The sequence below is a fragment of the Leptotrichia hongkongensis genome, from assembly GCF_041538065.1.
Classification (GTDB): domain Bacteria; phylum Fusobacteriota; class Fusobacteriia; order Fusobacteriales; family Leptotrichiaceae; genus Leptotrichia; species Leptotrichia hongkongensis.
The window spans coordinates 142,889-156,981 of the sequence record NZ_JBGORW010000003.1 but is presented as its reverse complement, the minus strand read 5'-3'; the positions used below and the strand labels follow the sequence as shown (position 1 = coordinate 156,981).

General features: G+C 28.7%; 14 protein-coding genes. 3 read left to right on the top strand and 11 right to left on the bottom strand.

The genetic code is table 11. From position 1 onward, the window contains the following. Positions 1–28: 28 nt before the first annotated feature. Genes ACEG17_RS03500 through ACEG17_RS03490 form a run of 3 tightly spaced genes read right to left on the bottom strand, consistent with a single transcriptional unit; the run spans position 29 to position 2,612 of the window. Positions 29–493 (bottom strand): hypothetical protein, encoded by a 465-nt coding sequence (locus tag ACEG17_RS03500; protein ID WP_372582570.1) that lies wholly within the window; start codon positions 491–493, stop codon positions 29–31. A gap of 21 nt (positions 494–514) precedes the next feature. Beyond that, positions 515–1,345 carry a hypothetical protein gene (locus ACEG17_RS03495; protein ID WP_372582569.1) on the bottom strand — a complete coding sequence of 277 codons (831 nt, stop codon included), beginning with the start codon at positions 1,343–1,345 and terminating at the stop codon, positions 515–517. Continuing rightward, positions 1,335–2,612 (bottom strand): hypothetical protein, encoded by a 1,278-nt coding sequence (locus tag ACEG17_RS03490; protein WP_372582568.1) that lies wholly within the window; start codon positions 2,610–2,612, stop codon positions 1,335–1,337. The genes ACEG17_RS03495 and ACEG17_RS03490 overlap by 11 nt, the downstream gene beginning before the upstream one ends. A gap of 221 nt (positions 2,613–2,833) precedes the next feature. On the opposite strand from ACEG17_RS03490, the gene udk reads away from it, so the two are divergent. The 3 genes from udk to ACEG17_RS03475 are packed head-to-tail and all read left to right on the top strand — an operon-like array spanning position 2,834 to position 5,663. Beyond that, on the top strand, positions 2,834–3,475 hold the full coding sequence (gene udk / locus ACEG17_RS03485) for a uridine kinase (protein WP_021743808.1): 642 nt from the start codon (positions 2,834–2,836) through the stop codon (positions 3,473–3,475). Positions 3,476–3,529: 54 nt separating this feature from the next. Next, positions 3,530–4,867 carry an FAD-dependent oxidoreductase gene (locus ACEG17_RS03480; protein WP_372582567.1) on the top strand — a complete coding sequence of 446 codons (1,338 nt, stop codon included), beginning with the start codon at positions 3,530–3,532 and terminating at the stop codon, positions 4,865–4,867. Between the two features lie 13 nt (positions 4,868–4,880). Further along, a complete protein-coding gene (locus tag ACEG17_RS03475) occupies positions 4,881–5,663 on the top strand; it encodes a potassium channel family protein (protein WP_314115419.1) in 783 nt (260 codons plus the stop codon). 84 nt (positions 5,664–5,747) lie between these two features. On the opposite strand, the gene ACEG17_RS03470 is transcribed toward ACEG17_RS03475, so the two are convergent. The 8 genes from ACEG17_RS03470 to ACEG17_RS03435 form a co-directional block, all read right to left on the bottom strand. After that, complete coding sequence (locus ACEG17_RS03470) at positions 5,748–7,280, bottom strand: contractile injection system protein, VgrG/Pvc8 family (protein WP_372582566.1); 1,533 nt, start codon at positions 7,278–7,280, stop codon at positions 5,748–5,750. Positions 7,281–8,106: 826 nt separating this feature from the next. Next, the gene (locus ACEG17_RS03465; protein ID WP_372582565.1) at positions 8,107–8,571 is read right to left on the bottom strand and encodes a hypothetical protein; all 465 of its coding nucleotides are present in this window, start codon (positions 8,569–8,571) and stop codon (positions 8,107–8,109) included. 84 nt (positions 8,572–8,655) lie between these two features. After that, a complete protein-coding gene (ychF, locus tag ACEG17_RS03460; protein WP_006803975.1) occupies positions 8,656–9,759 on the bottom strand; it encodes a redox-regulated ATPase YchF in 1,104 nt (367 codons plus the stop codon). A 24-nt stretch (positions 9,760–9,783) separates the two neighbouring features. Continuing rightward, positions 9,784–10,317, bottom strand: a complete 534-nt coding sequence (locus ACEG17_RS03455; protein WP_372582564.1) for a uracil-DNA glycosylase — start codon at positions 10,315–10,317, stop codon at positions 9,784–9,786. A gap of 31 nt (positions 10,318–10,348) precedes the next feature. Continuing rightward, positions 10,349–11,122, bottom strand: coding sequence for an MBL fold metallo-hydrolase (locus ACEG17_RS03450; RefSeq protein WP_299570524.1), 774 nt, complete (start codon positions 11,120–11,122; stop codon positions 10,349–10,351). Positions 11,123–11,183: 61 nt separating this feature from the next. After that, on the bottom strand, positions 11,184–11,624 hold the full coding sequence (locus tag ACEG17_RS03445) for a competence protein ComE (RefSeq protein WP_299570522.1): 441 nt from the start codon (positions 11,622–11,624) through the stop codon (positions 11,184–11,186). A 153-nt stretch (positions 11,625–11,777) separates the two neighbouring features. Continuing rightward, positions 11,778–12,899, bottom strand: a complete 1,122-nt coding sequence (gene yqeH / locus ACEG17_RS03440) for a ribosome biogenesis GTPase YqeH (protein ID WP_372582563.1) — start codon at positions 12,897–12,899, stop codon at positions 11,778–11,780. Between the two features lie 51 nt (positions 12,900–12,950). Then, a complete protein-coding gene (locus tag ACEG17_RS03435) occupies positions 12,951–14,063 on the bottom strand; it encodes a tyrosine-type recombinase/integrase (RefSeq protein WP_372582562.1) in 1,113 nt (370 codons plus the stop codon). Between the last annotated feature and the right edge of the window lie 30 nt (positions 14,064–14,093).

Here is a 14,093-nt window from a genome sequence, read left to right as displayed (position 1 = left end):
TGCAAGGGTATGGCGTTGATACCCCTGCTTAAACAATATCCAGTTTATTTTTCTGATGAAATTTTTGTCTCAACTTCAGCTTAAAAATCCCTATCCCTTTTTCAATGCTCATTTCCTGTGAAAAATTATACACAAACATATTTGTAAATTTTAAATCCATTTTTTTATTTGAACCTAAATCAACAAACATTTCCAAATTTCTGTAATCACTTTTTTCCAGATAGGATTCTGCCCATTCCACCAAATCTATTATATTCTTTTTATTTCTTTCATACAAATCATCATTTATACTCTCATTTTCCAAATTATTTCCTGTGTTTTCCAAGTTTGAAATGATTTTTCCGATAATCTCCATTTCTACTGTGCTTCTACTGTTTGCAAGATTTGTATCTTCTGCAAGTCCAATTTTATACTTCACTTCCATAATTTCATCTTCACTTACATTTATTTCCTTTTTATTTTCCTCATCTGTAATCTTCAATCTATATTTCATTTATTCCACCCCTTTATTTTTCTAAAAAACTGCTATTTCATCAATTTTTACTGTTTCATCAACATTTACAACTCCAAAATGATTTTGCCAAAATACTTTTAATTCCATTCCAAGTTCCAGGAACAGTAATTCCAAAGTTTTTATTTTTGCAATATTTACCTTATTTTTGGGTTTATTTATATAAACTATCATTTTATTTTTTTCTGATTTTTGTCTATAAATAATAGAATCAATAAAAAAATATTTTATTCCCAATCTAAAATTTCTCATGCAATTTACATTATTTATTTTTTCATTATAAATTAAAAGTGCTATATATTCCTGTTCTTCGCTATTCAAAAGCAAAAAATACTTTTTCAAGCTTATTCCTAGAATTCCATTTTTTATATCTTCCAAAATTTTTTCACAAATAACATCAATTACCGTTGTTCCACTCACAAAATCAAGTTCCTGTAAATAATTTATCACATCGTTTTCAATATTTTTCTTAAAATTTTTCAAAACTAATATATTTCCCTTTTCTTCTTTAACTATATTGTCCCTACGTCTAAAACTATTTATTTTAGACTCTTTTTTAGATACATTCTCTATTGTCAGATTTTTAATTTTAGTATCTTTCTCCAGTTTATTTTCAAACTCAAAAAAATTATCATAATAATTGACAAAACTGGTAAAAATTTTATTAAACCTCATATATGGATTTACTTTTACAGTCTTTTTTTTCACAATTTTATTATTCAAAAAATCTGCATTTATCTCAATATATGCTGAAACAGTGTTTGACAGTTCAAATTGCACATTTGGAGGAACTGCCCATATATATGCGTATCCTTTTTTATTTTTATTCGCCATACAGGTACCCCCTGCATTCAAATTCATTATAATCATTTTGAATTTCTGAAATCAAAAAACTTACCTTATCTTCTGAATAATTATCAAAATCCTTTATTTCCACAAACAAATTCATCTTTGGCTTTTTATCAGAATAACCATTTTGAAAATCATTTTTCAAACTTTCATTACAGTCATAAGTATCTAGATTTTTTTCAATATTTTCTTTAAAATTAATATCTTTTAATAAAATTTTATCTTTTGTAAATTCATATTCCAAAAAATATTTTTCTAAAAATGCACGGCTTCTAGTATTTTTATTTTTAGTTTGAATTTTATCAATAAAGCTCTTATTTCTAAAATTTGTAAAATGAAAATAGTCTTCTTGATTCTCGCTACTTTTTCCATAAAGTTCAAGAATTTTTCTGCATTTTTCGATTGGCTTTATTGAAAACACATCCCAAATGTCGCCTGTATTTTTCTTTGAAACAATATTTAATTTGTTTTTTCCACTGTAATAGCAACATAAAATATCTTCATTTTCATGATTCGATACCAAAATCTGTTCATCGCTTTCAAAATTTATTGTATATTCAAAAGATAAGTCAATTTTTGTTGGACGTACAAAAATGGTGCTTATTATCTTTTTCTTTTCAATATTCCAAAGCAATTCCCTATCTCTTAGAACTTTATCCTGAATTTCTTCAAAATCATAAGTAATCTCATATTTCCCATTTTGAATTTTCTCCAAAATATCCTGCGACATATCAAAACCATACTCAGCCAGTTTAATCTTATAACACCTCATAAAATGTGCCATATTAATAGTTTTCCATTTTTTTCCATTAAGTTCAAAAGAATTATACAATTTTTTTATTTCATCAAAATATCTCTCATCTTTTACAAACCTGACTTTAACCTCATAATTATCTCCGTCAATATCTATCCACCCTAAAAATTCCCTTTCCAGAACCTCATTAATCTTACGTAAATCCAAATTTAAATAGACATTTTCTAAATAAATATCCTTATAATTCTCATCAATAATATCTATTTTATCAACCACAGGAAAAAACACTCCATCCATCTTAAATACATCTTCTTTTTCCACTAATACTGTTTCAACAAAAATATCTTCATATTCTGAAATCTCATTAATTTTTGCTTCTAAAAACTTATCTTTGATTTCCCGAAATCTCTCCTGCATCTCCACATTCATCTCAAAAAACATCTCTCTCAGACTTTTTCCAAGCATTTCCTTTTCAAAAATTTCATTCTCTCTATTCATAACCCCTCCAACATTTAATTATATTTTAATTTTATCATATAATTAAATTTTTTTCAAACATTTTTATTTGTTTTTTAATTTTTAAAAAATATAAAATTTTAAACCTTTACATTATTGTAAAACTGCAAAAAAAATGATAAAATTATTAAAAAATACAATATGATACAATTCTTCTAAAAAATTCAAAATTTACAAAAATCTATTCAGGAGGAAATATTTTTATGAGCTATCAAACTATAATTGTTGGAATTGCTGGAGGTACTGGTTCTGGTAAGACTAGTGTAACTCAAGCTATTATCAAAAATTTAGAAAGAACGGGAATTCATTCGATTTTGCTGGAGCAGGATTCTTATTATAAGAGAAATGATCATCTAACTTATGAAGAGAGGGCTAAGTTAAATTATGATCATCCTGATGCAATTGATTTTAACTTGCTGGAAAAGCATATACTGGCATTAAAAGATGGAAAATCTATTGAAAAGCCTATTTATGATTTTCAGGTTCACAACAGAGTTAATGAAACTCAGCATATTGAGCCTGCAAATATAATCATCGTTGAAGGTATTTTAGTACTTGCAATGGAAAAAATCAGAAGTCTTTTTGATACAAAAATTTTTGTTGACACTGATGATGATGAAAGGCTGCTTAGAAGAATTGAGCGGGATTTAAACGAGCGGGCAAGAAGTTTTGAAAGTATAAAAAATCAATATATTGATACTGTAAAGCCTATGCACTTGGAGTTTGTTGAACCTTCCAAAAGATATGCTGATGTTATAATTCCACGTGGAAAAGACAACAAAGTCGGTATAAACATGGTAGCAAGCAGACTTAGATATTTATTTAACAAAATGAATCAAAAATAAAAATAATAAAATGAAAGGAGTGTATGATTCTTAAATTATCATACAAAAAATATTATGAAAATAGTTGTAATTGGAGGCGGAGCAGCTGGAATGATGTTTTCGACTCAATATAAAAAAGCAAATCCTGAAGATGAGGTTATTTTATTTGAAAAATCCTCTTATGTGGCTTGGGCTGGATGTCCAACACCCTATTTTATCGCTGATGAATTGAAAAAAAGTAATGTTCTTCACGGAACACCTGAAGATTTTATAAATCGTGGAATTGAAGTAAAAATTCATCACGAAGTTACAGAAATAAATTTTCAAAATAAAACTATAACAGTAAAAGGAGATGAAATTAATGGAATAATCTTTTACGACAAACTAGTAATTGCCGTTGGGGCAAAATCATTTGTGCCAAATATTACTGGATATTCAAAGGATCTGGAAAATGTATTTACTCTATCTCACGCAGAACATGCCTTTAAAATAAAAGATTATCTTAACGAAAATAAATCAAAATTAAAAAATGCAGTTGTCGTAGGAGCTGGTTTCATTGGGCTTGAAATGGCTGAATCATTCAGAAAAAATGGATTAAACGTTACACTTATTGAAAAGGCTGATCAAATTTTTCCAAATGTTTCTGAAAACTTGAAAAAAAGAATTTATAAAGAAATAGAAAATAATGATGTTGAATTAAAATTAAACTCTGGTGTTTCAGAAATAATTTCTGAAAATAATATAGCAAAATCAGTAAAATTGGATAATGGGGAAACTGTAGACTTTGATATTGCACTATTTAGTATTGGAATTACTCCAAACATTGATTTCTTGCCAAAAGAATTAAAAACTGATTCTGGGAAAATTGTTGTAAATGATAAATTTGAGACAAATATTAAAGATGTGTATGCCGTTGGAGATTGCGTTTTTAACAAATATTACAAAACTGACAGAAATCTATATGCTCCATTTGGAGATGTAGCAAACAAGCATGGAATGTTCCTTGCAAAACACTTATCTGGAAAAGATGTGAGCTGGAAAGGGTTAATCCGTTCTTTTGCAACTTCATTTTATGATGTAAAATTAGCACAAACTGGACTTTCTCTAAAAGAAGCTCTACAATTAGGATACAATGCTGATGTAGTTTCAATGAAAGCAATGTATAAAAATTCTGGCTTTGAAGATTCTGTTCCTGCAAGTGCTGAAATTATTTACGATAAAGATAGAAAAATTGTTCTTGGTGGAGCAATGGTAGGAAAAGAAGCAGTAGCACAATTTGTAGATCAAATGGCTATTGTTATTGCTCTTGAAACACCTATTGAAAAATTCATAGAGATTGACTTTGCATATTCCCCAACAAATGCAAGTGTTTGGAATCCGTTATTAGTAACATACAGAAAAGTTATTAAATAAAACAGGAGTTTTTATGAAAAAGAAAATTGAAAAATTACATAAAAACAAAAGATTTCGTATAAGTTATCAGGTTATTTTTATTTTCTTGGCATTATACAGCTTTGTCACTACACTTTTAGATTTACATGGCGATATTAGCATTTTTAATAATCCAATCCTGGAATTTATTGATGTATCAATTTATTTAATTTTTGCAGTGGATTATTTTATACGTTTTACAAATTCAGACAATAAATTAGATTTTATTGAAAGCAACATTCCTGATTTAATCTCAATTATTCCGTATTATTCTATTTTTAGGCTATTCAGAATTTTTAAGATTAGACGTTTAGCAAGAGTTTTTAAGCATTTAAAGCTGACAAAAGCTTATTTGTCTGTAAAAAAATTCTACAAAAAAATAAAAAAAATCTTGAGAGCAAATGGACTTATTTATTTGTTAATATTTGCTGTACTTGGAATCATAGTATCTGCCCTAATAGTTTCCTATGTCGAAAAACTCTCTTATTTTAATAGCCTATGGTGGGCTTTTGTAACTGCAACTACTGTTGGTTATGGAGATGTCTATCCGCATACATTTATTGGAAGAATAATTGCTATTTTTCTGATACTGATTGGAATGGGAACTTTTGGAATGATTACGGGAGCAATCACGAGTTATTTCTTAAATCGGCAAACTGATTTAATTCCAGATGATGATTTAGATGAATATGTTTTAAACTCCCAAAATTACACAGATACAGAAAAACAGGAAATTATAACTTTTATACAATTTATAAGAAACAAAAGAAAAAAATAAATTATACTAAAATCTTTTCAATACAGGAGAACAGTAAACTTTAACTAATCTTATTATTCTCCTGTATTTTTTTATTAACTGCTATTAATTACTGTGAACTTTTTTTCCTTTAATTCTAACATCTGAACTTAATGATTCCATCGTTATTTCCTTCTCTTTCCCAATAATATTTATCTTAGAGCCATAAAAATCAGCATCCCCAATCGACTCTATCCCCAAATAATTATTAGAAGCCACTATCATATTTTGATTAGCCTTATTTACAAAATTATCTGCATTTTCAACTATATTTGGTGATTCTACGCTATATTTCTCAGCCGTTTTCACTTCAAAATTGTTCAAATTCAAGCTAAAATTAAAATCACTCTGATTAACCTGAAAATTTCTTTTGGTATAATCGCTAAACCTTCCATTTCCTTTATTGTTTATTGCCCATGACACTTTTGCAAATCGCTCGTCTTCATTTGGAAAATAAACTTCCACAGTATCATTTACTTCAGGAGTACAGAAAAATCCAGTATTTGTCTGCGAATAAAAAGTCTGATAACTTAATGGAAATCTTTTTATTCCATAATCATCGTACGCTTTGTCATTACTTTCCTCATTGCTTCTTTCCTGAACAATTTTTTTCAGCCCTTCTGCAAATCTGACTTCCATTTTCGCAATTCCGCTATCTTCAAACACCCGTTCAACATTTGCTTCAATTCTGCATCCTTTTATTTTTTCATTATATTTCCTAAATATATGATAACTGCTCATATCCGTTGCCAAAAATTCACTTTTTAAAATAAAATCCTTCAAAAATATCCTAGTTTTTAATACAGAAAAATTGCCTCTATTCCCACTAGAATCTTTATCATTTCCTTCATTTTCTACAGCGTTTTCAGAAATAGAAACAGTATCTCCCAAATTTATTACTTTATTTGACTGCACTTTATAATATAGATTTTTATAATCTCTTACCAGCGAATAATCTGAAAAATATTTATTTTCCTTCTTAATTTCTCCCATTTCTACTATTCCAAACAATATTATTCCCTGTTCTATTACAAACATCCCCGTTTTTAATTGACTTGCAAGTCTTACCAAAAATTCCCAGTCTGTTTCATCAAACTGAACAATCAAACTGCCTATCTGCTTTTTCGCAATATCAGAACACTTTATTTCCAACTTTTTATCAGCATAATCCTTATTAATCTCATCAATTATATCTGAAAACATTAAATTTCTATCCTGAAAAACCCGATACTTTTTCTCATTTTTTCTATCAAAAAGCACACTCTTAGAAAACGCTCTCATCAAAATTCTACACCCATAACTCCCATAATCCAAAATCTCAAAATAATCAACAATTCCACTAAAAATTTTCCTTTTGATATCCTTATCTACATTAGCAAGCTCAATTTCAATCCCAACATCTTCCTTTTCAATCATTCTTTCCAGATTTTTTCTCTGCTCATCATCCATTTCCAATTGAATTTCCAGCTTCTGATGTTCATTAATATTTTCATCCAGCACAAATTCCTGAATCACAAAATTCTCTAACTTTGTTTTATTCAGTATGATTCCAATATTTTTCCCTTCATACATATTTTCAACATTTACATCTTTACTCATTTTTACCACCTCAATTATTTCCTTTTATTAATTTTATTTAACAATCATTTTACAGTTTAATCCTTAAGTACAAAAATAAAAAATTTTTAAATTTCAGATTATTTTGACTAATAATTATTTTTTTATTTATATTTTTCAAAATTTTTTTAACGTAAGGGCATCAATCGCCATGCCCTCTTTCGCAATAACAGTTATTTTAACATCTTTAACTAACTGCTACTTAGAGATACTGCCGAAACGTTCTACGAACTACCCCGCTTTGCGCAAAACTTTTTTATAGAAAAAAATAGAATTCGCTTTTGAATAAAAGTTATTTTAAATATAAATAAACACATCCAATTTATAATTTTATCCAAAAGCTCAAACAACTATTTTTTTCTAACAAAATTTTGCTTATTACTCTTTTTATTATAATTAAATTTAAAGTGTCGTGATTTTTTTGGAATAAAAACGACTGTTTGAGCGAAGTTTTACGTAGCGAGTTTCGTTTTTGTTTCAAAAAAATACTTAGACGAGCGGGGATTGTAAAGGGGATGGCAATTGATCCCCTTTACGTTATAAAAAAGAAAAAATCTATAAATTATCAAAAAATCTTTATTAACAACAAATCTCCTTGCAAAAATTAGAAATAATTATTAATTTTTATACTTAAGAAAGTATTTTTGTAATAATTTTATTAATCAAATATTAATATATTTTTTATTATACTATATTTTCAATTTAATTTCAATAATTATTATTTATAAAACATGCAACTTAAAATTATTTTGAAAATTATCTTATCAAATTTCTATTTGTTGCTTAAAACCTAATATTCTCTGTATTCTTATTTAGATTTTGAAACTTCATTTAATACGTTAAGTGCTATTTCATTATTTATATCTAATTTTAATATTTCTTTGGCTATACTTTCTGCTTCCTCTTCCTTCATTAAACGTTCTGGAAGTCCATAAAAACTTAATAATAATATCAAATTATCAATATTTTTTTCTAGCGACACTAATTCTCTAGCATGAAAAATTCCAACAGCATAAGCACCCTCCATCCAACATAATGTAAAAGACATTATAACTACTGATAAACTTAACCAAATTGTATTTTCTGTTTTTTTAAACATATATTGTGTAAAGCCATAAACAGTCAAACTCTCCAATCTATCTGCAATATTAAACCAAATTATATCGTGTATCTCTTCATTATTAATATTTTTAAATTTTTTTGCTGCTTGCTCATACTTTGCATTCAATATATCTCTTTCTATTTCTTCTAGCATAACTTTATTATATTTCATAGTTTTTTCTCCTAAAGAATTTAAAAAAGCTCCTTAATAAGCAACAAACTTAAAAAAGAGCTTCTAAAGTTAATAAATATTTTCTTAAACATTAAATCTGAAGAACATTACATCCCCATCTTGCACAATGTACTCTTTTCCTTCCAGTCTCATTGCACCTTTTTCTTTTGCACCGTTCCATCCGTTTAGTTCGATGAATTTGTCGAAAGACACTACTTCGGCTCTGATAAATCCTTTTTCAATGTCTGTATGAATTTCACTGGCAGATTTTTGAGCGTTTGTTCCTTGTTTTATTGTCCATGCTCTTACTTCCTTTACTCCAGCTGTAAAGTATGTGATTAACCCTAACAATTTGAATCCTGCTCTAATTAGTCTGTTTAGGCTTGGTTCTTTTATTCCTAATTCGTCAATGAACATTTGTCTTTCTTCTTCGTCTTCTATTTCAATTAATTCTGCTTCTACTTTTGCTGAAAAGGTTACTACTTCGCTGTCATACTGCTTTGCAAATTCACGTACTTTTTTTACATAATCATTTTCAATTCCAGCCGTCAAGTCTTCTTCTGAAATATTTGCAGCAAACATCATTGGTTTTATTGTCAAAAATTGATAAACTTTTATTAATTCTTCTTCTCTTTGGGTAAATTCCAATGTTTTTAATAATTTAAATTCTTCCAGATGAACTTTACATCTTTCGAGAACTGCAACTAATTCTTTTCCTTCTGCGTTTCCTCCACGAGCCAGCTTCTGATTTTTCTGAATTGCCCTTTCAACTGTGTCTAAATCAGCAAAAATCAATTCTGCATTAATCGTTTCAATATCTCTTATAGGATCAACGCTTCCTTCCACGTGAATAATATTGTCATCGTCAAAACATCTTACAACCTGACAAATTGCAGCTGTGTTTCTAATGTTTGATAAAAACTGGTTTCCTAGTCCTTCCCCTTTTGATGCACCTTTTACAAGTCCTGCAATATCTACAAATTCAACTGTCGCTCCAACCGTTCTTTCTGGATTAACTACTTTCTCCAAATCTTTTAAACGTGGATCTGGCACGCTTACAAGCCCTACATTTGGCTCAATTGTTGCAAATGGATAGTTTGCCGCCTCTGCATTCTGTGTTTTTGTTATCGCGTTAAATAATGTTGATTTTCCTACGTTTGGTAATCCTACAATTCCTATTCCTATCATTCTTATTTTATTTCCTTTCTTATTTTATAATTTTTCCAAAATTTTTATTAATTTCCATTTTTCCTTATCTGTCGCTTTAAACAAATAGGAAATATCGTAAATCGGTACAACCTTAATTTCTCCATAAAAATCAAACACTTTACCCACTAAATCTTTTATATCCTCTTTTTCTACATCTTCTAAAAGTGATTTAGTTGCCCTTTCTCCAACTGTTACAATGTACCTTGGGTTAATTAAGGCAATTTGTGCTACAAGAAACTCATTACACTTTATAATACTGTCTTTCTCGATTAAATTACCATGTGAGCTGCATTTTGTGAGAGTTGTAAAATAACATTTCTTCAAATCGAGCTTTGAATACTCCAAAAATTTTTTAAAATATTTTCCATTTCTGTCAATCAAAAGTTTCTGCTTTACATCCTCTTCCTCACTTATGCTATCCAGTACAAATAAAATTTCTGCCTTTTTATTCCCTTCACCAACAATTGGATTAATTCTCGTTTTTTCTAATATACATTTAGTACAAATGTCGATTTCCAGCTTTAAGTCATTCCACATAACTTTTTTCCTTATTCTTTATTCTAATATTCTATATTTTATAAATTTCTGTTCCCTCTTCGTTAATAATTTCAATTTCCAAATGGCTTTTATTTTCTCGCTCCAAAATTTGATACAGCGAATTATAAGCCAGCTCTGGCGTGTTATTATCCTTGCTTATATGCATTAAATAAACCTTTTTCAGTTTCTCGCAAAGCACCTGCCCAATCAGCTTTGATGCTTCTGCATTTGACAAATGTCCATTTCTTCCCTTCACACGATTTTTCAGTTCCCAATGATAAGGCCCTGTCATTAGCATATTATAGTCATAATTACTTTCAAGCACAATTACATCACTATTTTTCAAATTTTCCTTAATAATATTGTTTACACAGCCAACATCACTTGCATAGGACAATTTTTTCCCTTCGTATTCAAATGTATATCCCAAGCACTTTTCAGCATCGTGCATTACTTCAAAGTTATTTATCACGCAATTGTCAATAACAATTTTTTCATCTCTTATAAAATTTAAATTTTTTTTCTCAATTTTTCCAATTCTGTCCTTAATTACATTATAAGTCACTTCATGAAGATAAATTGGAATATCGTATTTTCTTGATATAACTCCAAGCCCTTGAATATGGTCAGAATGCTCATGTGTCACAAATATCCCCATTACATCCTCAATCCTTTTTTCAATATTGTTCAATTTTTCTACAATTTTTTTTCCACTAAATCCTGCATCTATAAGAAATTTCTTGTTTCCCATTTCAATATAGCTGGAGTTTCCGCTACTTCCACTTCCTAAACTTGAAAATTTCATTTTTTCCTAATCTTCTTTCTAACTAAGTTTCTTTCAACTCCCCCATTTTCATTTTGTATTATTAAATATTTGGTGAAATTGTTCCTTTTAATTGATCGTAAACCCATCCACCTTTTTTATCTTTTTTTGTTACAATTCTATTGCTTCTTTCTCTTGAATCCTTTATGCTTTCAGGAATTTCATAAATTTTATCCCTTCCATAAAAAGTTTCAAAATTATATTTTCCATCTGAACTTTTTACATTTTGTAAACTATCCTCAAGACCTGCTAATTTAGGATTTGATCCTGTAACTTCATTAAACTTTTTGATTGCATTTTGTAATTTTACTGTCTCCACTTGAATATCAGCAGTTATAAGTTTGTCTACTTTTCTTGAAAACAAAATCACAACATTAAATATCGCAATAAATACTACCAAAAGAAAAGTTATACCACGAAGAATAATTTTTCTATTTGCTCTTGTTCTATTATTCTCATAATAATTATTATTATAAAAAGCCATTTCTCTGCATGAAATTTACGAATTTTTTAATTTATATTTTTTAAATGTAAAAATCATGCTCTCCTTCCTTCAAATTCTTTATTATATTTCAAATTTCTATTCTTTTAAAAAAATCAAATCTTCAATAAATCTGAGTTTTATAATTTCTTAAATTTATTTTCTATTTTTAAAAATTGACGGTCTAACAATCACTTTCACATTTTTTGGAACTTCAAGCTGTACCTTTAGCGGTCCTCTTTTGACATTTATCCAGCCTAATCCTGCTATTACCAGTTCCTCGTTTTGCTCAATTTCCACTTCATGAGTTACAAATTCATTTTGAAAATACTTTTCTTTCTCACTTCCCTGTAAAATTTCAAAGTAATTTCCATTTAGCAAGTCTTGCACTCTTTCCTCACGAGCCACGTGAAACTTCACGCTTTTTGAAGCATAAGCAGAAAATATAGGCTTGCTCCCACTTTCTAGAAGTTCATTTCCAAGTATTTTAAATCTACAGAAAACATCAAACATAAATACTTGATTTTCTTCAAGTTTAAAAGTTTTTCGTGAAATTTCTCCAGCTGGCACTAACTTTAATCCATTTTCTACACTGATTAAATCAGAAATTCTCCCATCTGGAATAAGTCCAGGTGTGTCAATTATCGTAATTTCACTATTTGGAATTTTATTATTAATTGATTTTAAAGTAGTTCCAGAATATTTAGAAGTTGTTATTTTATTGTTCCCAAGAAGTAAATTTATAACTGATGATTTTCCAACATTTGAAACTCCAAGTACAGTTGCCTTTACTTTTTTGTTATGAAAAATATTTTTAATTTTTCTGATTATTCCATTTACTCCGTATTTATTTTTTGCGCTGATAAAAGCGATATCATCGGGTACAATATCTTCTTCGGCAAGCCTATCCTTTACCCAGTTGGAAATTTCAGTTGGATGTATAAAGTCAGGCAGTAAATCTATTTTATTAATTAAAATTATAGATCTGTAATCTCTTAGATAATCCAAGATTTCCTCAGTAAATGAACCTTCAAAGTCAATAATATCAAAAATTGGAAGTATTATATCAGATTTTTTTACACATTCATTTACTTCTTTCAGATAATCTTCCCTACTAAAATTATTTACAAGGTTTTCCCCATAATTTTTAATTTTAAAACATCTCTGACAAAGTAAATTATCCTCTGTTATAAACTTCTCTTCAGGAACATATCCTTCCTTATTTTTATCTTCAAACTGCAGTTCAATTCCGCAACCGCTACATTTTTTTTTAATCAAAATTTCCTCCTATTTTCTCATTCCTTTTACATTAAAATTGAATCCAATCCATTATTCCTTAGCTAATGGATGAGTACTCATATAAATATCTCGCAAGAAAGCCTTGCTCACGTGTGTGTAAACCTGTGTTGTAGCAATACTACTATGCCCAAGCAATTCCTGTAAATATCGGATATCCACTCCGTTATTTAAAAGTTCTGTTGCAAATGAATGCCTAAATACATGCGGTGTTATTTCCTTCTGTATCCCAGCTTCATGTGCGTGTGCCGAAATAAGCCTTCTTAATGAACGTGTTGTCAATTTTTTCCCTTTACTGTTTACAATCAATACTTCCCTAGTGTAGTTTTCATATTGCTTTTTCTTTTCCTCAATATACTTTATCAGCCATTTCTTAGCATTTTCACTAAAAAAAGTTATCCGTTCCTTATCCCCTTTTCCAATAACCCTAATTTCCCGCTCTTCAATATCAATCATAAATTCACTCAAATTAATAAGTTCTATCGAACGAAGCCCGCTAGAATAAAGAAGTTCAATAATTAATCTATCCCGAATCCCAGTAATTTTTTCGGTATTTATAACATTTCTCAACCTGTTTAAGTCATCTCTATTCAATACATTTGGCAATTCCTTCTCGAATTTTGGAACATTAATATAAGCCGCCTTATTCGTTTCAATCACTTTTATTTCCTGAAGATATTTAAAAAATGTCCTAAGTGCTGAAATCTTCCTATTTATAGTTCTTTTAGACACTGGCTTGACACTCATTTTTGTATTTAATTCTTCCATATCTTCAATACTTTTTATCTTATCAATCTCTGATTCTGTATCATCAATTTCTGTATTTGCAGTATTTTTCTGAGAATGCTTTTTTTCCTTCTCTTCCTCTTTAGCCAGCTTCTGAGGAGAATTTAAATATGCAATAAAGGATCTGAATGTCATCATTTCAATTTCTTCAAAATTATGAATTTCCTCATATTCATCCAGATATTCCATAAACTGCAGTAAATCCCGCCGATAACTTCTAATCGTATTAAAACTCTTTCCAAGAATAACCTCTTCATAATACAAAAATTTGTCTACATACATCACAAGATTTTCATTTTTTATATTGTCCTTATTTTCAGTTACCTTTTCTTTCTCAATACCTTTGTCACTATTATTCATTAAAACTTCTCCATTTATTATAACACAATC

Coding starts and splice junctions, on each gene's coding strand:
- ACEG17_RS03435 (WP_372582562.1), bottom strand. CDS start 14,063: ATGAATAATAGTGACAAAGGTATTGAGAAAGAAAAGGTAACTGAAAAT.
- ACEG17_RS03500 (WP_372582570.1), bottom strand. CDS start 493: ATGAAATATAGATTGAAGATTACAGATGAGGAAAATAAAAAGGAAATA.
- ACEG17_RS03490 (WP_372582568.1), bottom strand. CDS start 2,612: ATGAATAGAGAGAATGAAATTTTTGAAAAGGAAATGCTTGGAAAAAGT.
- ychF (WP_006803975.1), bottom strand. CDS start 9,759: ATGATAGGAATAGGAATTGTAGGATTACCAAACGTAGGAAAATCAACA.
- ACEG17_RS03480 (WP_372582567.1), top strand. CDS start 3,530: ATGAAAATAGTTGTAATTGGAGGCGGAGCAGCTGGAATGATGTTTTCG.
- ACEG17_RS03450 (WP_299570524.1), bottom strand. CDS start 11,122: ATGAAATTTTCAAGTTTAGGAAGTGGAAGTAGCGGAAACTCCAGCTAT.
- ACEG17_RS03470 (WP_372582566.1), bottom strand. CDS start 7,280: ATGAGTAAAGATGTAAATGTTGAAAATATGTATGAAGGGAAAAATATT.
- udk (WP_021743808.1), top strand. CDS start 2,834: ATGAGCTATCAAACTATAATTGTTGGAATTGCTGGAGGTACTGGTTCT.
- ACEG17_RS03455 (WP_372582564.1), bottom strand. CDS start 10,317: ATGTGGAATGACTTAAAGCTGGAAATCGACATTTGTACTAAATGTATA.
- ACEG17_RS03445 (WP_299570522.1), bottom strand. CDS start 11,624: ATGGCTTTTTATAATAATAATTATTATGAGAATAATAGAACAAGAGCA.
- ACEG17_RS03495 (WP_372582569.1), bottom strand. CDS start 1,345: ATGGCGAATAAAAATAAAAAAGGATACGCATATATATGGGCAGTTCCT.
- ACEG17_RS03475 (WP_314115419.1), top strand. CDS start 4,881: ATGAAAAAGAAAATTGAAAAATTACATAAAAACAAAAGATTTCGTATA.
- ACEG17_RS03465 (WP_372582565.1), bottom strand. CDS start 8,571: ATGAAATATAATAAAGTTATGCTAGAAGAAATAGAAAGAGATATATTG.